The 22,603-nt window shown below is 67.9% G+C and carries 22 protein-coding genes and 1 pseudogene; 9 read left to right on the top strand and 14 right to left on the bottom strand.

Annotated features, from left to right (window positions below; translation table 11 throughout):
* Positions 1 to 166 precede the first annotated feature (166 nt).
* Positions 167 to 2,050 carry a dynamin family protein gene (locus AS594_RS35660; RefSeq protein ID WP_167368103.1) on the top strand — a complete coding sequence of 628 codons (1,884 nt, stop codon included), beginning with the start codon at positions 167 to 169 and terminating at the stop codon, positions 2,048 to 2,050.
* A gap of 99 nt (positions 2,051 to 2,149) precedes the next feature.
* Complete coding sequence (locus AS594_RS35655) at positions 2,150 to 2,461, top strand: antibiotic biosynthesis monooxygenase (protein ID WP_079148823.1); 312 nt, start codon at positions 2,150 to 2,152, stop codon at positions 2,459 to 2,461.
* A 953-nt stretch (positions 2,462 to 3,414) separates the two neighbouring features.
* Here the strand turns inward: AS594_RS35655 and AS594_RS35645 are convergent.
* Both AS594_RS35645 and AS594_RS45030 read right to left on the bottom strand, forming a co-directional pair.
* Positions 3,415 to 4,185, bottom strand: coding sequence for a zinc ribbon domain-containing protein (locus AS594_RS35645; protein ID WP_069935796.1), 771 nt, complete (start codon positions 4,183 to 4,185; stop codon positions 3,415 to 3,417).
* 301 nt (positions 4,186 to 4,486) lie between these two features.
* Positions 4,487 to 5,023 carry a S8 family serine peptidase gene (locus AS594_RS45030; protein WP_276207471.1) on the bottom strand — a complete coding sequence of 179 codons (537 nt, stop codon included), beginning with the start codon at positions 5,021 to 5,023 and terminating at the stop codon, positions 4,487 to 4,489.
* 6 nt (positions 5,024 to 5,029) lie between these two features.
* Here AS594_RS45030 and AS594_RS45025 point away from each other — a divergent pair, with 6 nt between their 5' ends.
* Both AS594_RS45025 and AS594_RS35635 read left to right on the top strand, forming a co-directional pair.
* Positions 5,030 to 5,272 (top strand): hypothetical protein, encoded by a 243-nt coding sequence (locus AS594_RS45025; RefSeq protein ID WP_167368102.1) that lies wholly within the window; start codon positions 5,030 to 5,032, stop codon positions 5,270 to 5,272.
* The gene (locus AS594_RS35635) at positions 5,191 to 5,670 is read left to right on the top strand and encodes a hypothetical protein (protein WP_069935794.1); all 480 of its coding nucleotides are present in this window, start codon (positions 5,191 to 5,193) and stop codon (positions 5,668 to 5,670) included. The genes AS594_RS45025 and AS594_RS35635 overlap by 82 nt, the downstream gene beginning before the upstream one ends.
* Positions 5,671 to 6,195: 525 nt before the next feature.
* Here the strand turns inward: AS594_RS35635 and AS594_RS35630 are convergent.
* Positions 6,196 to 6,528 carry a hypothetical protein gene (locus AS594_RS35630; RefSeq protein ID WP_141747213.1) on the bottom strand — a complete coding sequence of 111 codons (333 nt, stop codon included), beginning with the start codon at positions 6,526 to 6,528 and terminating at the stop codon, positions 6,196 to 6,198.
* A gap of 99 nt (positions 6,529 to 6,627) precedes the next feature.
* Between AS594_RS35630 and AS594_RS35625 the strand changes: the two genes are divergently transcribed.
* Positions 6,628 to 6,903 carry a hypothetical protein gene (locus AS594_RS35625; protein ID WP_069935792.1) on the top strand — a complete coding sequence of 92 codons (276 nt, stop codon included), beginning with the start codon at positions 6,628 to 6,630 and terminating at the stop codon, positions 6,901 to 6,903.
* A gap of 183 nt (positions 6,904 to 7,086) precedes the next feature.
* Here the strand turns inward: AS594_RS35625 and AS594_RS35620 are convergent, their stop codons facing one another.
* The 8 genes from AS594_RS35620 to AS594_RS35590 form a co-directional block, all read right to left on the bottom strand.
* Positions 7,087 to 7,344 (bottom strand): hypothetical protein, encoded by a 258-nt coding sequence (locus AS594_RS35620; RefSeq protein ID WP_069931489.1) that lies wholly within the window; start codon positions 7,342 to 7,344, stop codon positions 7,087 to 7,089.
* On the bottom strand, positions 7,334 to 7,564 hold the full coding sequence (locus AS594_RS35615) for a hypothetical protein (RefSeq protein WP_069931490.1): 231 nt from the start codon (positions 7,562 to 7,564) through the stop codon (positions 7,334 to 7,336). The genes AS594_RS35620 and AS594_RS35615 overlap by 11 nt, the downstream gene beginning before the upstream one ends.
* A 349-nt stretch (positions 7,565 to 7,913) precedes the next feature.
* Entirely contained in the window at positions 7,914 to 8,075 is a 162-nt protein-coding gene (locus AS594_RS45020; protein ID WP_167368100.1) for a hypothetical protein, read from the bottom strand.
* A 193-nt stretch (positions 8,076 to 8,268) separates the two neighbouring features.
* On the bottom strand, positions 8,269 to 8,574 hold the full coding sequence (locus tag AS594_RS44090; protein WP_141747212.1) for a hypothetical protein: 306 nt from the start codon (positions 8,572 to 8,574) through the stop codon (positions 8,269 to 8,271).
* Positions 8,575 to 9,107: 533 nt separating this feature from the next.
* Entirely contained in the window at positions 9,108 to 9,521 is a 414-nt protein-coding gene (locus tag AS594_RS35605) for a preprotein translocase subunit TatB (RefSeq protein WP_069931492.1), read from the bottom strand.
* 1,086 nt (positions 9,522 to 10,607) lie between these two features.
* The gene (locus AS594_RS35600; protein ID WP_141747211.1) at positions 10,608 to 11,003 is read right to left on the bottom strand and encodes a hypothetical protein; all 396 of its coding nucleotides are present in this window, start codon (positions 11,001 to 11,003) and stop codon (positions 10,608 to 10,610) included.
* Positions 11,004 to 11,108: 105 nt separating this feature from the next.
* Complete coding sequence (locus AS594_RS35595) at positions 11,109 to 11,369, bottom strand: hypothetical protein (RefSeq protein ID WP_069931494.1); 261 nt, start codon at positions 11,367 to 11,369, stop codon at positions 11,109 to 11,111.
* A gap of 460 nt (positions 11,370 to 11,829) precedes the next feature.
* Positions 11,830 to 13,407, bottom strand: coding sequence for a hypothetical protein (locus AS594_RS35590; RefSeq protein WP_141747210.1), 1,578 nt, complete (start codon positions 13,405 to 13,407; stop codon positions 11,830 to 11,832).
* A 159-nt stretch (positions 13,408 to 13,566) separates the two neighbouring features.
* Here AS594_RS35590 and AS594_RS45015 point away from each other — a divergent pair, with 159 nt between their 5' ends.
* From AS594_RS45015 to AS594_RS35580, 3 genes are all read left to right on the top strand, one after another.
* On the top strand, positions 13,567 to 13,716 hold the full coding sequence (locus AS594_RS45015) for a hypothetical protein (protein WP_167368099.1): 150 nt from the start codon (positions 13,567 to 13,569) through the stop codon (positions 13,714 to 13,716).
* Between the two features lie 1,773 nt (positions 13,717 to 15,489).
* Positions 15,490 to 18,027 carry a hypothetical protein gene (locus tag AS594_RS35585; protein WP_141747209.1) on the top strand — a complete coding sequence of 846 codons (2,538 nt, stop codon included), beginning with the start codon at positions 15,490 to 15,492 and terminating at the stop codon, positions 18,025 to 18,027.
* A gap of 193 nt (positions 18,028 to 18,220) precedes the next feature.
* On the top strand, positions 18,221 to 19,600 hold the full coding sequence (locus AS594_RS35580) for an IS1380 family transposase (RefSeq protein ID WP_069935788.1): 1,380 nt from the start codon (positions 18,221 to 18,223) through the stop codon (positions 19,598 to 19,600).
* A gap of 172 nt (positions 19,601 to 19,772) precedes the next feature.
* On the opposite strand, the gene AS594_RS35575 is transcribed toward AS594_RS35580, so the two are convergent.
* Positions 19,773 to 19,961 carry a PmrA gene (locus AS594_RS35575; RefSeq protein WP_079148819.1) on the bottom strand — a complete coding sequence of 63 codons (189 nt, stop codon included), beginning with the start codon at positions 19,959 to 19,961 and terminating at the stop codon, positions 19,773 to 19,775.
* Positions 19,962 to 20,603: 642 nt separating this feature from the next.
* Between AS594_RS35575 and AS594_RS35570 the strand changes: the two genes are divergently transcribed.
* Positions 20,604 to 21,032, top strand: a complete 429-nt coding sequence (locus AS594_RS35570; protein ID WP_069931593.1) for an ATP-binding protein — start codon at positions 20,604 to 20,606, stop codon at positions 21,030 to 21,032.
* 296 nt (positions 21,033 to 21,328) lie between these two features.
* On the opposite strand, the gene AS594_RS35565 is transcribed toward AS594_RS35570, so the two are convergent.
* Positions 21,329 to 21,772 carry a hypothetical protein gene (locus AS594_RS35565; protein WP_141747208.1) on the bottom strand — a complete coding sequence of 148 codons (444 nt, stop codon included), beginning with the start codon at positions 21,770 to 21,772 and terminating at the stop codon, positions 21,329 to 21,331.
* Between the two features lie 230 nt (positions 21,773 to 22,002).
* A pseudogene (locus tag AS594_RS41760) lies at positions 22,003 to 22,340 on the bottom strand (MerR family transcriptional regulator).
* Positions 22,341 to 22,603 lie beyond the last annotated feature (263 nt).

Here is a 22,603-nt window from a genome sequence, read left to right as displayed (position 1 = left end):
AGACGAAGTACGCAACGAGTTGCGCGCTGTTCTCGATCGGTGCGAGGTGTGGCTTCGCGCCGCGTCAGCCGCTCCTGAGACTCCGGCGGAATGGCCAGAGGAGGTCCTCAGCGACGCGGGCACGATGACACGGCTGAGGACACGTGCGGCCTCAACCCTGATCAACGTGGCGCTGCTGGGTGCTTTCTCGTCCGGCAAGAGCTTCCTTCTCAGTGGCCTGCAGGGCGGGCTTGAGCTGGTCGAGGTGCCGACCGCCGACGGTCACACGGCGGACAAGTTCGTGGGCCTCCTACCTTCATCCCCCGTCCCCACCACTGCGTGTCCCGCCAGTGTGGTTCCGGTGGACGACCAGTCCAGCTTCGACGCTTCGGGCACTGGCTATCTGCGGGTGCGTTTCACGGATTCCGGCGAGGACAGGTGGGAGGAGGTGGGGAACTCCCCGGCCCCCTCTGTGATCGCGGCGTATGCGATGCAGGATGCGGATGTGACCGACCGGCTCAGGCATCACCGCGGACGTGAGGTGGCCGAACTTGAGATCATGCTCGCCAGCGCCAAGCTTCCGGCGAAACTCTACGACCTGCCCGGCTATGGTTCCCCGAATCCGGTCCACGACATGATCGTCCGGACCGCGATGGCCGACGCGGACTGCTTCATGTACGTGTCGCATGCTAGCCGCACCCTCTCGGAACGTGACCTTGATCTGATCCGCTTCCTGTACGACCACTACCTGTTGTCAGGGAAGCGGGTGGTGTGGGTGGTCACCGCCATCGACGCGGCAGCCAATCTCGACCTCCGGAACATCCCGGAGTGGAAGGCGACGATCGCCCGCAACAACACTTACCTGCGAGACAATTTCACGCTGCCGAACGGCCAGCCGGATCTCGGCTTCATCGGTGAAGGCTTCCTGCCTGTCTCCCCCGCTTTGGAAGCACGTGCGGACAAGCTCGGTGCAGAGGGAGCGGAGGCCGCAGCACAGCGGCAGCGTGCCGAAAGCCGCATGGAGACACTGCGCCAGGCGATCGAGGACCTGATCAGTACCGGGACCGGCGCCCGGCACATCGCCGCGGTGGCGACGGAGGCCCGGATCCTCATGACCCCGCGGCACCAGGCACTTACCATGCGGCTGCGCGACGAACGCCTTGAGATCGACGAGCTCAAGGCGTTACTGAAGAGCGAGCGGCAGCGACTGGAGCTCCTCGACACTGCATTGCCGCGCATGCGCGAGGACCTTGAGCGCAAACTCCAAAACCGCATCGCGCGGACCGTTCGCCCCTTCACCCGACTGTCCGCCCATCTCCACGCCGAGCTGGACGATGTCATCAGGGCCACGGACCTCAACAGGCCCGCCAAGGCGAACCAGATTCAGGTGTCGAAGGCCCAGGCGCTCCGTACATGGATCGAAGGGCCTGCCGGTCCGGCGACGCTGTGGACCGAGGAGTTCGAGGGCTTCAAGAAGGACCTGGTCCAAGCGGTGGACCAGGTCTTCGGCGACAAGGATCTCGCGGGACGGCTTCCGGGCTTCACTCTTGACGTGAACAGCCTCTTCTCGCTTCCCCAGCAAAGCCGGCGTTCGACTACCCGCCACGATGTGGTGCAGCGGGCAGCGGCGCTGGTCGGCATCGTCACACCCGTCGCAGCCAGCGGGGGCTGGCTGTACGGTCTGGCCGCGGCCGGCACGCTCTTCCCGCCCGCCGGCCTTGTCGCCGGGGTCGCCGCTCTGGTCTTCATCGGTGTTCAGCGCCGGAAAGGCCGCATCAGTTCCCTGCAAGTTCTCCAGGACGAGTGGATCGGCGCGATGGACGCCGAAGTCGCCGCGATCAAGGAGCAGTTCACGCTTGCAACAGGTGTTCAGGGAACCGATGTCGTCGATCATCTGATGGATAATTTGGCGCAATACCGGGAGCAGCTCGAACAGTCCCGCGATCGCATCAGCGAGCGCATCACGAACCCTGAGAACCAGGTCCGGCAGGGACTCATCGACCAGCTCGAACCGCTTTGCGCCGAAGCGCACATTCTCGTCGAGTCCCTCCGGGCTTTGGAGGCGCTCTGACCGGGCGGCGACATGCGCGTCGCGACGACCCCGGATCGGGCCGAATCCCGAGCAGGGCGTCGCGAGTGCGCCCTAGACTCCGCCCGTGATCTGTCATCTGTGGCATGGCTGGACCACAAGAACAAACGCCGACGGGTACGAGCGCATCGTCCGGGGGGGCAGGTCATCCCCGAAATCGAAGAACGGCGCATCCCGGGGTTCCAGTCGATCGACCTGATCCGGCGCGAGCGGGAAGGCGAGGTCGAGTTCATGGCCCTGATGTGGTTCGACGACCTGGCCTCTGGCGAGGCGTTCATGGGAGCGGACTATGAGAAGGCGCACGTGCCCGCGGCCGCCCGGGCCATGCTCTCGGACTTCGAAGAGCGGTCAGCCCACTTTGAGGTACTCGACCGCCGCCAGCAGTCACACTGAGCAAATCCTGCGCACCGATACCCGGAGCGGGTTGGTCCCTGCAGAAGGGCTACACCCAAACTGTTCTCCGCTGCGGGCCCGGCTGCAGGGCTGGGCTGGGCTGCAGCGCGTGCGTGCGCGGAACTGGGAAGTGGAACGTGGCCTACGGCCGTCGCACTGGCTGCCGGGGCGCTCGCGACAGCCCTGGGGTACCTCCTTCTCGCCCGGCTGATGAAGGTCAACGAGTTGCGTCGCCTGCCCGGGATGCGCTGAGTCCAGGCAGCCGGTGCAAGGAGGCTTGCTTCATGAACGGTCCTGCGCGCGGCTGGCGATGTAGTCAGTCCAGTTGCGCTTGACGAAGTTCGTCCAGCGCGTGGAGCTGCTGATGCTGGTGCCCGTGAGACCAGCCAAGATCGAGGCGGGTAGATCTGCTGCCAGGGCGAAGCGTGCGGTGTTGCGAGCGGCAAGCCCGCTCAGGCCGTGCCGCCTGATCTTGAGGGAGACGTACTCCCATCGGAGTGGGGGTCTGAGCCAGGGGCAGCGCGAGCAGCTCGCCGGGCTGGGACTCGACTGGGCGGCATAACCGGGCATTCTCCTCGCCTGGCCAGTACAGCGTGGTGCGGGAACAAGGATGGACGGGTGGGCCCTGGCCCCGCACCACGTCTGCCGGCGCCACCACGGGCACCTGCTCGTCAGCATGCCCCACCCCCAAGAACCCTGCCCTCACCGATACGGCGCCGCCCACCACGCTTCACCCGGCCGGGCCCGTGACCCGGGATCCACCCGCGCTGTTGAGCCGGTCGAAGCGTGCACATTCCCTGCTTTCGGATTGCTCGCTCCGGGGGCCCCAATGGACCGCGCCTGGCCCGGGGCCCCCACCCCAAGCCGTCCCCCACGGACCGCGTTGTGAGGGCCCTGCCACCCCTCAGGGCCGAAACGTGGTCACAAGCCGACCGACCGCTGGTCGCCAACGCTCACGCCGACGCCCAACGGCTCTCCAGGCCTGTCACTACCGGCTCGTTGTCCTCAGCCCACCGATCGGCAGTGGGGGCCTGGGGCCCGGTAGTGGGCGCCTGGGGCCTCGGATGGTCGACACACCGGCGCAAGACGTCCAGCATCAACCTGACCGCTCGGTCTGCTGACTCCGTCGAGTAGGCGGCGTACTCCGGGCCGGTGTGCGTGCCCAGGGACGGATGGGGAACCGTCTTCCTGGGCTTCTCCTCGTGGTGAACCGACGCGTCCCGAAGACAGAACAGCCACTTGAACTCGTCGCCCCAGGCGGCGTTGCGGGGCCCGGTAGCGAACACGAGCTTCAGGCCCTCGTGGACCGCCGTGCGCCGCTTGGTGCGGTTGCTCCTCCACTGGGCCCGACTCGTTGCCGGTACCACCGAGCCGTAGAGGGCATCCAGCGTGTGCGCTGAGGCGGCCACGGCGACCAGCGCAGCGTCGAACTCCTCATTCAGCGCGGAAGACTCCGCAGCGGGGTCGGTCGCTGCCACAGCCTGCTCACGAGCCACGCGGGCCGCCAGCGCCCGGTCGATCGCAATACTGGCCCAGCGCGGCCACAGACGGGCCGCGACCCAAATCTCGGGGGCGTAAGCCGTGGCGGAAACAGTCGCGAGGCCAGCAGGTGCTTCAGCGCTGACTCGCTTGCTCCCGCACTGCGGACACTGACGCTCTTCCGTCGTCTCCTCGATCGCATCGTCCGGGTACCGATACCCGCACTTGGCGCAGAAGTGGCCCATGGAATCGACAGTAGGAAAGGGTGGCTTTGTACGCGAGTTTGGGAGTCGTTTGTCGACGGCTTCGGGAGGCACATCGCAGGTCCGCCACATGATCAATGTTGATGAGTTCGGGAGGCGCTGCGTGCCGCGCGGGACCTGCTGCCCGACCCGGGCCGCTCGATCACCTCGATCGCGAAGCTGCTAGGCGTCTCCCCCGGCACGCTCTACAACCACATCCCGGACCTGAAGGAGCTCCGGGCCTGCGCCGTGCCGGAGCAGCTCGGCGCAGGCAGCCGGTACCCAGAGGGCCGGGGCCTACCCTCTACGCCGAGATGCCGTTGAAGAGCAGCGCGTTGGGCGTCGCGCTGTTGAAGCCCGCTACCGCGTTCTTCGTGGCCAGGCTTTTGATCTTCGCGTCCACCTGATTGGCCGGGGTTCCTTGGGAGAGGACGGTCGCCGCGATGCCGGCGGCATGAGCAGCGGCCATCGCGGTCCCGGACCGGGTGCGGGTCGTAGCGCCGGGCCCTGCCGAGACGATGTTCTCGCCGGGGCCCAGTACGTCCACACACTTGCCCTGGTTGGAGAGCAGCAGGCGCTTGTCGCGCTGCGTAGTGGCGGCGACCGTCACCGCGCCGGGTGCTCCGGCCGGGGAGTAGTTGCAGGCGTCCAGGCCGAGGTTGCCAGCCGGGACGACGACAACCAGTCCCTTCGCGTACGCGCTCGCCACCGCCTGATTCAGGGCCGCGTTATGCCCCTGAGTCGAGCCGATGAGAATGACGTTCCCCTTTGGTCCTTTCGCGTTAGAACCATAAGCCACACCCGGCCCTCCCGGGCCGCCTAACAACTTACGGAGCACCATGGAGCTGTGGCTTCCTCGAACGAACCAGGTCAGGGGCCGGTGCTGGAACCGGTGGGCCGGGTGGATGCGGTCCGGCTGACCGAGCAGCTGCGTGCGGCGATCGGTGAGGCGCGGCGGGCGGCTGTGGTGCTGGCGCAGCGGGTGCGCGACGCGCACCGGGCGCGGGTGTGGTGGCTCTGGGGTACGGCGGGTGGGGTGAGTACGCGCAGGGCGAGCTGGGGATCAGCAGGGCGCAGGCGTACCGGCTGATCGACATCGCGGAGTCCGCCGAAGGGCTGAGCAGGGCGATCGGCGCGGCCGGTGTCCTTGCCGGGGTGTCACCGGCGGGTGACACAGGGGCGGCCGGGCTGGTGGATCTGGGGCTGTCGCAGCGTGCGCTGCGCGAAGTCCACGGCCGGCTCGACGAACTCACCACCCTTGTCACCGAGCGGCTCACCGCAGCCACCCAGGCCGGGCAGGTCGGGTGGTCCACGGTCCGTGCCATCGTGGGCCAGGCCGTCGACGAGCTCCGCCGCGAACTGCTCCCCGCCGCCGATGACACCGCTGCGGGTAAAAGCGGCGGTGCTCTGGAGCGGGCACTCATCCTCGCCGTACGCCGCTTCGCTCTCACCGCCGACCGCCGCGCCCTGGAAGGCACCTGGCTCTGACCACCCGGCACGCGGCGGCGGACGCCGGTCAATCCTCGGTCTGGAGGAAGGCCGCCTGAACGCGGGCAGCAGGTGCGTCTCGGGACACGGCCCTAACCGGGCGTTCTCCGAGCTGGCCAGTACAGCGTGGTGCGGGAACCGAGGGTGGCTGGATGGCCCCGCACCACGCTGGCCTGCTGGCGCCACCAAGGCACCTGCTCGCAGGCCTGCCCCACCCCCAGCGGCCCTGACCCAATCGAAACGGCGCCGCCCACCACGCTTCACCCGACCGGGCCCGTGACCCAAGATCCACCGGCGCAGGGCCCAGCCTGTCACCCGCCTCGTTCGGCGCCCCACCCCTTCGGCAGGGGTGGGGCGCCGCTTTCGTGTACGGGCGTTGAGTGTCAGATCCGGACGCACGGTTCCCGCGGGCGGGAAACGCGCAGGTCAGGGGTGAGCCGCAAAGAATCATGAGCGGCCCCCTTCCCTGAGCGTATGAACTTCAATACAGGCGTATTGAAGTTCATACGCCTCCGGAGGTTCCGGTCACCACAGCCTCCCCTTCGCACCCACGCACCAGATCGGAGTCCCCATGGAGCAGCAGTCGAAGGCCCTCGCCCGGATCAGCAGCGTCGAGACGTCGGCCGAACGGACCGCCGGCACCACCGGCGGCGAGGACTTGGCCGTGCTCGCCCCGGCCGCAGCCCGCTCAACCTGCTCGCCGACGCCGTCCGGCGCGGCGGCGCCGACCACGACGACATCGTCCAGGCCCTCAAGGCCGCCGGTGTCCACGAGGCGTTCGCCAGCGTCTTCGACGCCGCCTCCGAGCGCGTCATGGAAGCCGTCGACGACCCGTACGACTTCGACGAGCGGCTGCACGCCGACAACCTCTCCGGGGCCGCGAGCGACGTCCGGCGCGCCTTCCACTGGCTCTAGAACCCCGCCCCGCACCCGTACCTCCCCTTGGAAAGGCCGCCGATGACCACCGAGCACCCCAACCCCGTCCCCGACCTCACGATCCCGCTCTCCACCACCGTCGCCCAGGCCCTGGGCGACGACGCCGGACAGATGGCCATGCGGCTCGGTGCCGTACTGCACGGCCTCACGCAGCTGCGCGCCGGCGGGGCGAGCACCGACGGCATCCGGGACGCCGCGGTACGCCAACACGCCGCACAGGGCGGCTCGTACGGCACGCTGGCGAGCTCCATGGGCGCCACCCGGGCCACCGCGCAGTCCCGCCGCGACACCCTGTGAAGAAGGACCCGAGCGCGATGGAGCAGTGGGCCACCGGCAGCAGCAGCTGACCCCGTGCACCCGGCCTGCCCATAGTCGACCACCGAGCAGCACCGCCCACCGCCCTCGCGCTGCACCGCAGCGAGATACAGCAGCGCCCCGGACCAACTAGTGGTCCGGGGCGCACGGGTGCTCGGGAGGCCCCTACGCCTCAACGTACGCCACGATCGTGATCTGCCGAAGGGCCGTGACGTAGTAGATGACGCGGACCCCGTCGACGTCGTCGACGTAGTCGCGCAGCAGGGTGCCGGGCACCGGGGTGCCCAACTCCGGGTTGACGCTGATCGCGACGATCGCGCGGTCCAGGCGGTGCGTCTCGGAAGCCGTCAGCTTCGCCAGCTGGCTCAGCGCGGGCTCCACCAGGACAACCTGGGACCGGCGCGGCGCATGCTCAGGCGACACGGGGCTGCTCACCGGCGAGGCGCTCCAGATGGCCATCGCGGGCTTCCTCCCACAGCACGCCCGTCTGAGGGGACGGGTAGCCGTGGGCGGCGATGTCCTCCAGCACCGAGGCGAGGACGTCAACCTTCGCGCGCTGGTCGGCCGCGTACGCGCGGACGGACGCGGCGGCATGCTCATCGAGGGGCTGGCGGTCGGGCACGAGGGCCGGCTGCTCGCTCATCCGGGACTCCTAGGCTTCTGTCTGGCGTGTGCCACCACGGTATCGCCGGGCCGGGCCACCGGACCCCGGTACCGACGAACCAGGCCCGAAAGACCGGGCCGAAACTCACGAGGCTCGCAGGCAAGACCTCCCCGGGCAGACAGTGACCGTGACGCCCCGGTGGCCGGGGGAACCATAGGGCACGGAGTAGGCCCGAAACCAGGAGGCCTGCCCACGTCCGCCTTGTGCGAGGCCCGGCGCTTCGGCGAGGGCGAATGCCCGGTGGTGACATCGGCTTCGAGGAGATGGGCACCACCGGGCACGACAAGCGTCTCAGGCGCCCACCGCCGCTGAGCGCTGGCCGCTCAGCTCACGTCGATCGCGGAAGGGAGGCGCCGGCTCGCGCGGCAGCCTTGTCCGCGGTGCTCTTGGCTGATGCCAGAACCTTCGCGGTCTCGTCCGCGTCCTGTTCGAGCGCCTTCTTGATGTTGGCCGGGGCCAGGGCTCGATGTGCGGCCTCCAACTGCGTCACGGCGCTGCGGAGGGCGTCCAGGGCGGAGAGCTGGCCCCCAGCGTTCGGCTTGGCCTTGCGCGCCTGGCGACGCCCTCCCCCAGCACGTGACCGGCATGTACTGCTTCAGTTGACGTCCGGAAACACAAAAAAGCGGCCGCCGCCGCCCGGATTGAGGTCCGGACGGCGGGGGCCGCTTCGTGTGCTCAGGTGCTCAGGTCGATGTCATGCGGGAGGTCGCGCCCGGCGAGGGCGTGGGTGAAGGGTCGGTAGGGCTCGGTCCAGGCGCCGTGGGTGCGGGTCCTGGCGCAGTGGAGCGTGCCGGTGAGGGCGGTCTCGGTGCGGGGTGGATGAGGACCAGGGCGACGGGGTCGGCGTCGGGCCGCTGCTCGGGGAGCGGCCGTCCGCGTTCCAGGCCGCGCTCGCCGATCCGTACGGCGGCGTCGCCATGGCCGGTCCAGGGGGCCGGCTTCTGGCGGGCGGTGAGCATGGCGGTGAACTGAAGGGAGGGCGATTGCATGGGGTGGCCTTCCTCGGGCAGGCTGTGGGTGCCCCGGGGTGGCTGGCTGGCGATCTGCTGGTGACGGAACAGCCCGCCCCGGGGCATTGCTTTGCTCAGGCGTGATCACACTTGCCGCGAGACTTGGGCTCCGCGTCGGAGACGAACCGCACCTCGGTCGAGTGGGCGGCGTTCCAGTCTTCGGCGCAGACCTTTGCACCGCCTCTCCCTTGTGGGAGCGCAGCGGGGTGGGCCGGTCGCACAGGACGCACGGCTTGTCTTCCCACTGGTTGAAGTGTGAGCTGTCGCGCCAGACGAGCAGCCGCCGCACCGGGCCCGTGACGGGTGGGTGCGGTTGCCGGGCCGTGGTCATGTTGCGGCGGTGGTCGGGCGGGCGTGGGTGCCGGCCCCCGCGCACGCAAGACGCTCGGCTGGGAAAGCCAGCCGAGCGTCTGTCCAACTGCTCGCCACCCACACGTCAATGACCACGTGCTGTGACGATTCCTGGTCCGCCCAACGGGGCGGGCGCTTCTCAGCCGAGGGGCGTGGTGGTGTCAGACGCAGATGCTGCCGGCGCAGATGTTGACCTTGACCGGCAGGACGGTGATGCCGAAATTCGTCAGGTAGGTGCTGATCGTGGCCGCCTCAAGGTTCGCCAGCTGCACGGTGACGGGCAGGTTGACGTTGTTGTCGGCCACGTTGACCAGGGCCACTTCCAGGTCGTCGAGCTGAGTGCCGGACAGGACGTTGATGTCCCCGACGTTGACGGTGGTGCCGTTCAGGACGTTGTTGACCGTGATCAGGCCGGAGCAGTTCACTGTGTGGTTCGGGCCGCCGCCCTGGTTGGAGCAGGTGTAGCTGTGCGGGCTGCTGGCCGTCTGCTGCTGGGCGGCGGCCGGGGCGAGGGCCGCGCCCACCAGGGACACAGCAAGGCCGGCCGTAGCAGTAAAGCGAGCGAGCTTGCGCATAGTCGTCTCCTCAACGTTTTCAGCTGCCGAAGCATAGAAACGGCCGGTCGGCCGCTCCCGTTCGGCTGGTCGAATGCGTTGGCAATTCTTGGCCCCGGCCATGTCTGGCCCAAGACAGTATTCGGCTACATACCAGCCGCATACCCGGTCAGCGCTCACCACTGCCACATTCCCCTGGCAAGACACGCGCGAGGGCCGAATAGTCCCGGCTCGCCATGGCGAGCTTCAGCCAATCCCCCGACAGGGAAAACAGACCTCAGATTCCCGCCACCCGAGGTGACGCCCCTTGAGTGCCCGCATAGGCGAGGTGGGAACGGGCCACGATTGAACGATGAAACGCGTCCCGAAAGCGATCGCCCAAAAAATAGGGCAGATTTAAATAGTCGAGCCGTGAATAAACGCTTTTCACCCGCGTACCGACCACGGCGAGGTGCCGGGCGAGGGCCCTCCCGACAAAGACCGGACGGCCTACTACCGATGCGGGCGGCCACCCCGCCCCATGACCAGGCCTACGAACTTCGAAGACTTGGTTATGCCGACCCAACGTCTTCTGTCGGCCACCACCGGCAGAGGAAGTGCACAGCGGTGAGCAACCCACAGCTGGTGTCCCGACTCCAGGCGTGTCTCCACCCGGACCTTGCCCTGCTTCTTGAGGGTGTCCCTCGTGATTCCGGTCGTGCCGGTCCCGGGGCGCAGCATCCGCCACAACTGAACGGCGTGGCTCGCTGGAAGATGCCGAGAGCCTTCAGCACTACCCGTGATCCCGCCGGGAACGTTCGCCAGCACCCGTCCCCGGACGAGCGAAGGGCCCTCTGGCTGAACCACCGTGTCCGGCCAACTCCGGTGTCGTTGTCCGGGAGACGCGTGCTCGATCCGTCCCCCACGGAAGCGCGCTGAGGGCCCCTGCCCCGCCCCGGCCAGGGGCCCTCACCCCCGTGCGAGCTAGGCCGATTAGTTTGGATCACTCCCGCAAAGCCACCCACCACGAAGGGGCGAATCGGCGTAGGCCGACGGAACGGTCCCCGACTCCAGAGGTACAGCAGATGCACCGCGGCCGCTCACCTGCCTGTCGCCGCGCGGCCGTGCTCAGTGGCCTGAGCACTGTCTCTGGGCTGCGGTGAGCGGCTTGGTGTCTCCGTACAGGGCGGCGTGCAGTGCGGAGGCCAGGGTGCGGGCGGCCGGCTCGCTCGGCAGGCCGTAGAGCACGATGCCCGTGGCCGTGGCCGACGACTCCGGCCAGGCCAGACCACAGTCCACCAGGCGACCGCACGTGCGGTGCAGGAACTCCTCCACCTCCACCAGGGGCCCCCATCCGGGTGCGGTGCGCAGATCCGCCTGCACCGTCCAGCGCCCACGCCCCTGGGAGACACAGACAAAAGGCACCGCGCGGTCCTTCGCGTGGGTGTACGCGCTGTTGAAGCCGGTAAGCGACGTCCCGTCCGGGACCAACCGGGCAGGCAAAGCTGAAGAAACGTCGATCATGCGATCATCCTGGACCGTGTTCAGGCCTTCAGTCGACCATGCTGGGAAGAGATATAAGTCGGCGGCGGTATCCGGCTTCACCGGATCCCGCCGCCGACAGGCGACCTAGTACCAGTAGCTGAGGCCCGACTTGTACGGCGTCAGACTCCGCTGGCTCACGACGCCGCGATAGGTGTACCAGCCCCATTTCTTGCACATGGTCTGGTAGCTCAGGGTGTTGTGCGCCCCGGCACCCACACGGACGCGCGGGTAGATGACGTTGTCACCCCAGTCGCCGCCGGCCGGGCCGCTTGAATAGGCGTCAACACCCCAATAGACCCCGACCACCGATCCGCCGGCCGGGCAGTTCCAGTTACCGAAGTTCACCCAGACATTTCCCCCCGTCCAGGCACTCGCCGGAGCCGCGCTGAGGCCGACCATCCCGGCTGCCATCAGTGAGCCCGCCAGCACCCCACGGGCCTTTCGCAACAACGATCCACGCATGAGACCTCCCCCGGGCAGCCGCGCACCGTCGCGCACCTCGCCCTGTCGGCAGAGCTTCCCACCACAGCCAGGTGATTGTCGGACTTTCAGTGAGATAGATTGAAAGCCGAATATAAATCCGCCAATCGGCAACTTGTACCATTACTCGGGCGGCCGGCTCGTTTCAGGCATCGCTCCTCGTCGCCCGGCCGGCCGGCGACGGGAATCGACGACACCCCGCTCGGGCCGGAGCCAGCCGCCGCGCAGCTCTGCGAGTTCGACCGCATGGTGCGCCTCGGGTGGATCCGCTTCGGCACGAGCCGGGCCGGGGCCGGTCGCGGCGGGAGGCGCGGTGCCGAAGGCCTTACGGCATGCCCGAGCGCCAGTATCTGATCACACCGAACAGTCCGAGCAAGAACAGAGGGATCGCCGCGGCTTTGAAGCTGCTCACCGGCTCACCGAACATCATGCGGCCGAGCAGAACGCGATACGACAGGGCGAAAGCGAAGGCGCCGCCTGCCACCATGACGATCCACCCCGCGACGCTGAAACCGTTTCGGTCCCTGCCGTCCACCACGTAACTCGCCACAAAGACGAAGACGACCGGCAGCTCGCCCAGTACCAGGGTCCGCAACGTGGCCCACAGCGCCAGCCCGGGGTACAGCTGCGCGTGGCTGGACGGCCGGGCCGGACGAGACAGGCTGCGCGGCCGGGTGGTGCGGGGCGCTCGGAAGGAGACTGAGCTCGCCCGCGTACGAGCCGGTGGGGTACCGGTGTTCGGGGTGCGCTGGCCGTCGGAGGGCCGGTCTGGGCAGGTGTGGAGCTGGTGCAGGCCGGCGGCCACGCGGGCCAAGAGCTCAGTGCGGGCCGAGGAGGCGGGTCCTGTCTGCGGCGGAGCGGGCGGGCCTTGGGCGCCGGTTACGTGATGGCTGTCGTGTGGCCGGGGCGCTGTGGCGGGGGTGGTGGTGCTGGTCACGGCGTTGTGCGGGATTGTCTCGGACAATCCCGCACGGCCGGTGTCCGGCTCAGCCGGAGCGCGGGGCTGTGGGGTGCCGGGTGGTGGGGTGCGCTGTTGGATGAGGGTGCCGGTCACGATGCGGGGCCGGCTGTCTTCTGGGATGTCGTCGAGGTCGAGGTGGGCCTGGTCGACGAGGTCGGCGAGCTCCTCGTCCTCCAAGGCCGCGTCATCGCTGATGAGATCGAGACGGTGGTCGAAGTCCTCCAGCCGAATCTCCCGCACCGGGACTGCCAGGGCGGCGGGTTCGGGGCCGGCGCCGAGGTGGGCGACCTTGTCCTGCAGGCGGGCGATCTGTTCGCGGGCCTCCAGTGCTTCACGGGCCAGGGCCTGCTGGGCCTGTTCGGCGGTGTAGCGGCGTCGCTGAGCACGTTTCAGCTCGCTCTGCGTGCGCTCCAGGCGGGCCTGGGCCTGGGTGAGCTGGTACTCCAGCTCACCGCGCTCACGGTCGTGGGCGGCGCGCAGTTCGACGCTCTGGCGGTTGATGACGGATTCGAGGTAAGCGCCCATGTGGCGCAGCTCGGCCAGGGCGGCGTTGGCTTTGCTTGCCACTTGCTCGGCGCGGGCCTGCCCGGTGAGGGCGTCGGTGAGCTGTTGGTGCAGGCGTACCAGCTGGGTGCTTTCGGTGTCGGTCTCGGGTCGGCGGGACTCTTTGTCGGCGGCGTTCCACAGGCGCATCGCGTCGGCGGCGTAGCCGGCCCGCTGGGCGCGGTCGGTGACAGAGATGGTCAGCAGCCGGCCCAGTAACGGCTTGGGGATGACCTGGGTTCCGTTGAGATAAGTCGCCCACGTGGAAGCGCTCGGCCCGTCGGGGAAGAGGCCGGCCAGCGTACGGACGGTCAGCTTGCGCGGCTCGGTGATACCGCACAAGAACTCCGCCAGCCGGTTCGCCTGCGGCCTGCCCCGCAATAGCCGCTGCCGCGCCATCCGTATCCCCCTGCGCCCTTGTCCGGGCCTGTCCAGCCGTTGTCCACGCCCACCCCGGCCCTCACCAGGGCTGATGCCCCATCACCCACTGGTCATACCCCAGCAGTCAGCACGCTGAGCCGCACCCACTTCACCACAACACCCCTATGGGAGGCGGCAATGCACTGGCCCGCACTGATCTACGAATTCCTCCTCCGCGACGTCCTCGGCAGCACCATCGCCGCCCTCCTCGCCAGCGCCACCACCTGGGGGCTGACGAAGCTCCGCGACAACCGCCACCGCCCACCGAACAACACCCCACCCGAATGACGCCCACCCGCACAGCGGGCCGCAGAACTTGCGACCCACCTCACCGGTGGCGAGCTGACGCTCCAGACGCCCTTACGATGATGGCCAACCCTCTTGACCTCGGGGTATGGCCATCGCTGGTGACGTCGTTCAAGGTTGCGCGGTGAGCGAGAATCACGCCGTTGAGATCACTGACGAGATGCGCCAGGCCATGGACAGCGCCCAGCAGGCTGCGGGCTACATGGCTCGGGGCCGGCCGCCGCTGCCGCCGGCCCCTGCTAGCTACCTGACGATCCCCAGTCAGGGGCAGCAATCGACGAGAAAGAGGAACTCCCGACACTGCCTTAACCGGGCATTCTCCGTGCCTGGCCAGCACAGCGTGGTGCGGGAACAAGGATGGACGGATGGGCCCTGGCCCCGCACCACGTCTGCCGGCGCCACCACGGGCACCTGCACGTCAGCATGCCCACCCCCAAGAACCCTGCCCTCACCGAGACGGCACCGCCCACCACACTTCACCCGGCCGGGCCCGTGACCCGGGATCCACCCGCGCTGTTGAGCCGGTCGAAGCGTGCACATTCCCTGCTTTCGGATTGCTCGCTCCCGGGGGCCCCAATGGACCGCGCCTGGCCCGGGGCCCCCACCCCAAGCCGTCCCACCCCAGAACCCGAGTATCTGGAGTTCGAGGCGTACTTCCTGGCCGTCGCCCAGGTGGTCACGGACGTGCCCGCAAGGAGACAGCGCGCGGCGGCGCGGCCTGCAGCGGACTCGTCGACGAGGTTCTGGGCAGCGGCCAGGCCTGGCCGCAGGCGGTGATACCGGTAGCGGATCGCGGGGTCACGCCGCAGCAGCCGAGATGCGGCACGCGCCAGCGTGTCCGCGCTGCACCGACCCCGAACCGCCTCGCCTCGTATGGGGTCGCCTAACCCTCCGTGCGACTGGCGAGCTGGGTCAAGCAAGCCCTGTCCGGGTACGTTTCGGCGGCAGTTGCTCGCCGGGTGTGCGAAAAGGGTGGATCAGCTTCCTCCGCCGCACCCACCACCACCGCCCCCGCACCCACCACCACCGCCCCCGCAGCCGCCGCCTCCTCCCCAGGAGGAGCCTCCACCCCAGGAGGAGCCACCCCGGTGATTACCGACCCACCAGCTGCGCCCGCTCTTAACCGGTCGCCGCTCGACACGACTGCCCACGGTCGCCAGCAGCCCCACGATCAGTATCGCCACCATCACCACGAGGCCGACAGTCAAGATCTTCACGCGCCCCACCGTCCTTCCGTCCCCCGAAGCGAGGCACTCGCTTCTCGCATGGATGGATCATGTCCTCGGCCGTTAGAAGTCAAAGCGGACTTGAGCAACTCCAGAGGTTGATTAGACACTCCCCCGCCCGCAGATTCTGCGCACCAGGCGGTAGACCACGGTCCAGGCCGCGGGCATCGCGAAGGCCGCGACCAGCGGGTCCCTCATCCGTGAGGCCACCCCCTTCGGTCATCCCTGGTCAGCCGCGCCGGATGTTCTCGCGTAATCGTGAGTCGCGTATTCCTCAGTGTGTTGAGGGCTCGCGCTCACCGTGAGTGGGTCGCCGGGGGCATAGTGGCGCCAGGAGCCTCCGGCCTCGGCGGCGAGTTGGGCGGTGTGTCGTCGGTAGCCGAGCGTGCGGGCGACCACGGGTGCGGGGGCCTGGAGGACGAGGGTGGCGGCTCGCCGGATTGGGTCATGAACTCGGTGATCAGGTGATTCCTGACGACATACGTCGGAATAATCCACCCCGATAAGGAGGTGTCCATAGGCTGCGAGCGTGACGACTGAGCCCGGTGAAGACTTCTTCGAGCACCTCGATGCTCTGTTGCGGCCTAGAGACGGCGAGCCGCCCCCGGTCCCTTGCGACCCTCCGACCCCCGAGGAGATCTTTCCTCCAGGGACGGACTACACAGTCCGAGGTCGTATCACTGAGAATTGCGGGTCAGCGATCGGCGTGGCGAACCATCCGGTCGAAGTTTATGCCCGGCTGATCCTGCATGAGGTGTGCATCCCCCAGGGCGAGCCGCCCCAGGCATACGTGCACCTAGTCACGATGGGAACCGCCGAGACCGATGGGGATGGGAGGTACGAACTGTCGTTCACTTCCGACGATTTCCTCCATCAGGTTGAGAAGGGGGAGGCAGGATTCGTCCGAGCATTCATCGTTCTGCGGGATCCCGTAACCGGAGCCTCGCTCGCGCAGGCTGGATTCGGAGTTATTCCTGATGCGAGTCGGGTCTTCACGATCAACCGGGCAATTCCGCAGTGCTTGACGAACAGCACACCGATCAGAGTCATGACCACGAGCGTCGTCTCCGGCGCCGAGGTATTCGTCAATGGGGTGCTGCGAGGCGTGACCGGCCAAGGCGTCGCCCCCGGAATGCTCTACATCAGCCCACCATTGTCGGTTAGCGACCAGATCGTTGCTCGAAAGCTCATCTCCGAAAAGCCGAGCAACCGATCGGCGCATGCCGATGGCAGTAGCCAGGACTGGGCTTTCCGGGTATACATCACCAGCGCGCCGCTGATCCACGACGCGACAGGCGACAATGCGGCACTCAATCTGCACGTCGTAGCGGACCCCACCGTGGAACAGGTCCTGCGGCTAGAACCGGACAACCCCCTCGTTGGATTCCACCTGAGAGGCTCCGTGGATTGGGACGCCTCCACCGCCCAGCTTCAGAACTACGGCAGCAGCCTGAAGGCAGCCTCCGATTTCCTATACAACGCGACTGACGGCCAGATGTTCATTGAGCAGATTGAGCTTGATGACGACGGCCACTTCTGGAATGAAGCAGACGTCCGCATCTACGCGAACCTGGACCGACCATCGGCTGCGACGGTCGGCGGAATCGCGGGAACCAACGGGTATATCCACTTGAACCCAGGCGACGCCATGGTGGCCGGGGTGCTGGTGCATGAGTTCGGCCATTACGGGCTGCACGTCCGCGACGAGTACAAAGCGGGTGTTGACTGGGACGACTCGTTGGGGCCCCCACGTTGCACCCTCCAGAGCTCGGACACGACAGGACCCTTCGCCAAAGGAGGCCCGAAGGACTCGTGCATTATGCGCAGCGCCTGGCCGGGAGAGGCCACCAAGATTTGCTCAGGTCATCCGGACAACCCGCATGTGCGCGGCACGCCGCAGGGCGCCCATTCCTGCTGGGATCGGATCCTCAACCAGTACTGCGACGATGCGGACCCCGAGCGCTGGGTAATCCGCACTCCCCTCGACCGAAACGCGATCATCGGCCCGATTGTGAACCCAGTGACAGACTGGGAAACCAGAGTAACCCTCGGGCAGACGACGCATCCGCGACCGTGCGGCGATGTGATCCTCACGGTCACCAGAGGCGGTCAGCCGGTCAACGGCATCCACGTCTACCTACGCACCACCTATGGCAGAACGGTCTACCAAGGGACCACCAATAGGCGCGATTCAATCGGTCTGGCCGATGGGCAAATTAGGGTCACCGGTGTACACGAAGGTGACGGCATTCGCTGCTTGGGCCTAGGCTTCCTGAACTTTTCACTGCTGACTGCAGGCCACGAAGTCACAGCGGCCGAGTGTTCCGGTGGCAATGTGCGGTTGTCATTGGAGCTCCGCCCGAGTCCCTTCGCGCTCGGATTGACGGTGGAACCAGCCCTAGCACCGCGTGCAGCCCTGATCAGAGTTCGCTGCGGTGCGGCACTGCCGAGGCCGCCGGATGTCCGGGCGCTGCTTCCAGGCTGCGACCCGCTGGTCCCTCAGGTCCGGTACGACCCCTCATCGGGGACTTACATCGGGCAACTGTCCGACCTGCCGAAGGCGGGGACCATCGTGCTGGAGGCAACCGCCATCGACACCCAGCAGAGGCAGGTGTCGAGCATCACGACGACAGGGTTCGAGGAAGTTGCTGGCGCCGGGGCGGAGGTATGGTCGGCTGACGGCCGCTTCCGCGTCGAGATCAAGGAGCATGTGCTCGACCGGCCGACTCAGCTGATGATCGCGCAGCCGCTTGCCGCTCCTCCGCTGCCTGGAGTACTCAGTCTCGTTGGCGGTCCGTACAGCCTTCTCAGCTCCGCGGGCGGCAAGTGGGGTGGCACAGTGTCGGTGGCTTTCCAATTTCACCGGAGTGACTCCGCTGCCGCCCGGTGGCTCCGGAGTGCTGAGCAGGTGGACATCGTTCGGCTCGATGTTCGTACGGAAAGGTGGGCCAGCCTCGGCGCACGCGTTCAGCCCGAGGACTTTCTCGTTACGGCGGACACACTTCAGCCGGGCCTCTTTGCACTCGTGGCGCGCTTTACTGAGGGCCCAAAGGCCGCGAGTGGTTGATTGTGCGGCAGGGCACGTAGGGGTTCCGAGGTGAGCCCAGCAGCCGCCAATAGTTGATCTTGAGGCGTTAGCCTCGCGCTTCCACGAACGTGCTCGTCCATACCTTGATCAAATAAGCGGAGAGTGCTCCTGACCTGCAACGATGGGACTTGTCTAGGGTCCTTTTGGCTGCACGGAAAGAAGCACTCTCCAGGTGAGCAAGCGTATCGGGTTGTACCCGCGTGTCCGCGTCGAGGGCGGTGGCCGAGGGGTGGTCTCGCAGGCCGGGGCGGTGCTGCTGGTCGAGACGGTCCGCAAGGTGGGCCTGGACGGTGCGATATCGGCGGCACTGGCGCCGTGGCGCAAGCCGCGGACGGTGCACGATCCGGGCAAGGTCCTGCTGGATGTCGCGCTCGGAGTCGCTCTGGGCGGGGACTGCCTGGCCGATGTCGCCATGCTGCGGGCCGAGCCCGACGTGTTCGGCCCGGTGGCGTCCGACCCCACTGTCTCCCGGCTCATCGACGCCCTCGCCACAGCCGGGCCGAAGGCGCTCACCGCGATCCGTACGGCGCGGGCCGACGTACGCACGCGGGTCTGGGAGCTGGCCGGTAAAGACAGTCCGGCCGCCGACGGGCACGTGATCGTGGACATCGACGGGGTGCTGGTCCTCGCGCACTCCGAGAAGCAGGACGCCACCGCGACCTGGAAGAAGACCTTCGGCCATCACCCGCTCGTCGCGTTCATCGACCACGGCCAGGCCGGGTCCGGGGAGCCGGTGGCCGCCCTGCTGCGGCCCGGCAACGCAGGCTCCAACACCGCGAGCGATCACATCACCACCACTGGGCTCGCCCTGGCCCAACTGCCCAAACACCTGCGGCGGGGCCGGAAGACGCTGATCCGCACCGACTCCGCCGGCGGCACCCACGCCTTCCTGGACTGGCTCTCCCGGCGGGGCCGGTGGCTGTCGTATTCCGTCGGAATGACCATCACCGACGCCATCCACCAGGCCGTTCTGAAGATCCCGAAGAAGGCGTGGACGCCGGCCTGCGACGCCGGCGGCACCGAGTGGCCCGGCGCCTGGGTCGCGGAGATCACCGACATGCCCGACCTCACCTCCTGGCCGAAGGGGATGCGGCTGATCGTCCGCAAGGAACGCCCGCACCCCGGCGCCCAGTTGCGCTTCACCGACCTCGACGGACTGCGGCTGACGTGCTTCGCGACCAACACCCAAGGCGGCCAGCTCGCCGACCTCGAACTGCGTCACCGCCGACGGGCCCGCTGCGAGGACCGCATCCGAAACGCCCGCCACACCGGCCTGCGCAACCTGCCCCTGCACGACACCGCACAGAACCAGATCTGGCTGGAGATCGTCTCCCTCGCACTCGACCTCCTCGCCTGGATGCCGATGCTCGCCCTGACCGGCACCACCCGCCGCTGGGAACCCAAGAAGCTCCGCCTGCGCCTGTTCTCCGCCGCCGCACAGCTGGTGAACACCGGCCGCCGCCGCTGGCTCCGCTTCACTGCCCGATGGCCCTGGACCGACGTCATCACCCACGCGATCGACAGGCTCCACATCCTCCCGAACCCTGGCTGACCAGCTACTTCGACCGTCCCAACAACCCGCACCACCACACCGGCGAAGTGGAACCCGGCGCCCACCCGACGCGACAGCCGGGCCCTCCACCTGCCTCAGCCCCGAAAAGACCCCACCACACAGACACAAAGTCCCCGTCAGCAAGCTGACGGGGACTCATGAACGATCGAGGTTAGCGCTTCCGTCGGGCGGCGGGGTCGCGCTGGGCGACGTGCCGGGCGACTGCGTCGACACCGGGGCGGGCGTATCGCTCCAGGGAGCGGACGGAGGCGTGGCCGGAGCGGGCCAGCAGCATCGGGGTGGAGGTGCCGCCCTCGGCGTCGTGCGGTTGCATGCCCATGAAGGGACCCTGGTGCCGCATGGCACCAGGGTCCCGGGAAAGCAACACCATCTACCGGCTACTGCTGTGCCGGGATTTGTTTCCGCATCTCCGCCAGGGGGATGGACGGGAATGCGGGGATCGCGGATGCGTGACCGGGGACCACCTACCTTCCGGGGGCCTTCGGTACCCGAGCGGATTCTTCCTCGCCCGGGCGATCCTGATGGCGTCTACCTCCTTCTTTCCTTGCGATCAATCTGTCGTACTGCTGGAACCGCGGGACTGCTCACGGCCCCTTTGGGCCGCCGGCCCGGCAGTCAGCGACAAGACCCCTGCATGCGTCCGGCCCTGTCACTCCACTGCCGTGCCACAATCCGCCCCTGTGGGCCGTCCCGCCCGGCAGCCAACCCGAGGACCCTGGCGCATCCGGCCCTCGGGTTCCGCTGCCGTGCCACAACTCGCTTGAACCTGCATGCGCGGCAGTTCGTCCCTGCCGCGCCTCACTTGTTGTCCTGGCTACGAGCAAAACCCTACCCGATCAAAGGGCAATGTCTACTACCGCCACCGGAGATTTCCTCCCGCTGGAGACGACGGGATTCTGTCGCCCCCGTGTGGAAGCTGCTCGAGCGGGCACGCTACCCGTTCTGCAAAGCGGCACAACCGATCCAGGCGGGGTGTACGTGCATGAACGACACAAAGATCACCAACACGGTTGCCTCGCATCGAACGATGGGCGACAGCACGGCTGACATCCATCGGACCCGCGAGATCGCCCGCGCATTCACCAACAGCCTCAGCCCGGCACTCGGACCGGACGTGGCGGACACGCTCGTCCTGGTGGTGTCCGAGCTCGTCACCAACGCCGTGCGCCACGGCGGCGGCCGCTACACCCTCGAACTGTCCGCCAGCCCTGATGCGGTGAGCGCCGCGGTCAGCGACCCCAATCCCGCACCCCCACGCGAGGTCACCCCCGACCTCAACGGCGGCAGCGGAGGCTTCGGCTGGCACATGGTCCGCCGCCTGACCGACGGCGTGACCGTCACGCCCGGCCCTGGCCCCGGCAAGACAATCAACGCCCTCATTGCGCGGACTCCTGTCCACTCGACGGAGTAGCCCCGGTGTTGCCGCAGAGCGACAACGGGCGACACTCGCAATGGTGGCCGCCCCAGCGCGTCGGACTTCGAGGGCATGGCCGTGCCGGCACACCGCCACCCGGCGGCCAACTGGCACAGGAAGCTTGTGCACGGCGAGGGCTGCTGCCCGTGCCTACCAGGCGGCATTCGAGCGTCTGCTCGTGCCGATGCCGACCCGACGTGGTCGTCAGTGGACTCCTCGTCCGGGGCCCAGATTCGCCCCATCTTCCACTCGCGCCGCTGCGGTCGTGCGCACGCCGTCAGCGCGATGCAAACTCACCCCTTCAGCCGGCAGACCTCGCGCAGCGCGAGCGCGAGGTCGTCGGCCGGGAGCAAGGGCGGCGCGCTGTCACGCGGAGCACTGATCCAGTGCGACGCCGCCGTGCCGTGCTCGGTACAGGGCAGGAGCAGTTGTTGGTCCCGGGAGAGCACGCGCATACCCGGGCCCTGTGCGGTGTGGCCTGTGTCTGCGGGCACCATGACGTAGAGCCGGTCTCTGATGTGGTCGGCAAGCACCGGGTAGCCGCGGCGTACGTCGGCGCCCATCCGATCCAGGGCGGCCAGGCCGAGACCGATGGGCGTGATGACCAGCGCGTCCCAGGCGTCACCGCACCGCGACCACCGGGTCGAGTCGTTTCCCTTGGCCCACAGACCGCGCGTACGGGCATCGACCGCCCTTTTCCCGGCCCATGTCATATCGACTGATCTGGCTTCCGGCACGGTGAACTCCCTGCTATCGCCCGTCGCTTCCCCTATAACAACGTGCGCGCGATCGGGTGGACTCAGTCCAAGATCCGACCGAATTCCTCCGCAAGGGCAGGAAAGCAGCGACCGGCCAGCATTCGTCGTACCGGACGAAGTTGCCCGGAACGCTTTGCGGCTTTGCGTCCCGGGCAGCACGTGTGGGTGGCAGCCACGAGCTCTTAGGGGAGTTGCGGGTCTCGGCCGTCTCAGGCCGCGGCCGTGGGGTTGGGTGATCCGGCGGTGCGGCGGTATTCGGCGTTGATGCGCTGGGCTTCTTCGAGCTGGTCTTCGAGGATGACGATGCGGCAGGCGGCCTCGATGGGGGTGCCTTGGTCGACGAGTTCCCGGGCGCGGGCGGCGATGCGCAGCTGGTAGCGGGAGTAGCGGCGGTGTCCGCCTTCGGAGCGGAGCGGGGTGATGAGGCGGGCTTCTCCGATGGTGCGGAGGAAGGCTGGGTGGTGCCGATCATCTCGGCGGCCCGGCCCATGGTGTAGGCGGGGTAGTCATCGTCGTCGAGACGGCCGAACGAGTCGTCTGCTGTCATCTGCACCTCTCTATGGAACGCGTGGAGGGGCCCTGGTGCCATATGGCACCAGGGCCCCGAAGGAACTGCTACACCATCTGCCGGCCCTGTACTGCGCCGCCTTCTGTGTCCGCAGACCCGACCGAGATGCTGTCGGGGGTGCGGGGATCGCGGTTGCTTGACCGGAGACCACCTCACTATCGATGTCCTGCGGTACCCGGGCTCAAGACTTCCGCCCGGGCGATCCTGATGGCGCCCTGTTCCTCCGTTCTTCCCTCTGATCA

The organism is Streptomyces agglomeratus (assembly GCF_001746415.1).
Classification (GTDB): domain Bacteria; phylum Actinomycetota; class Actinomycetes; order Streptomycetales; family Streptomycetaceae; genus Streptomyces; species Streptomyces agglomeratus.
The sequence above is the reverse complement of the archived record's forward strand: the minus strand, read 5'-3'. Positions and strand labels throughout refer to the sequence as shown.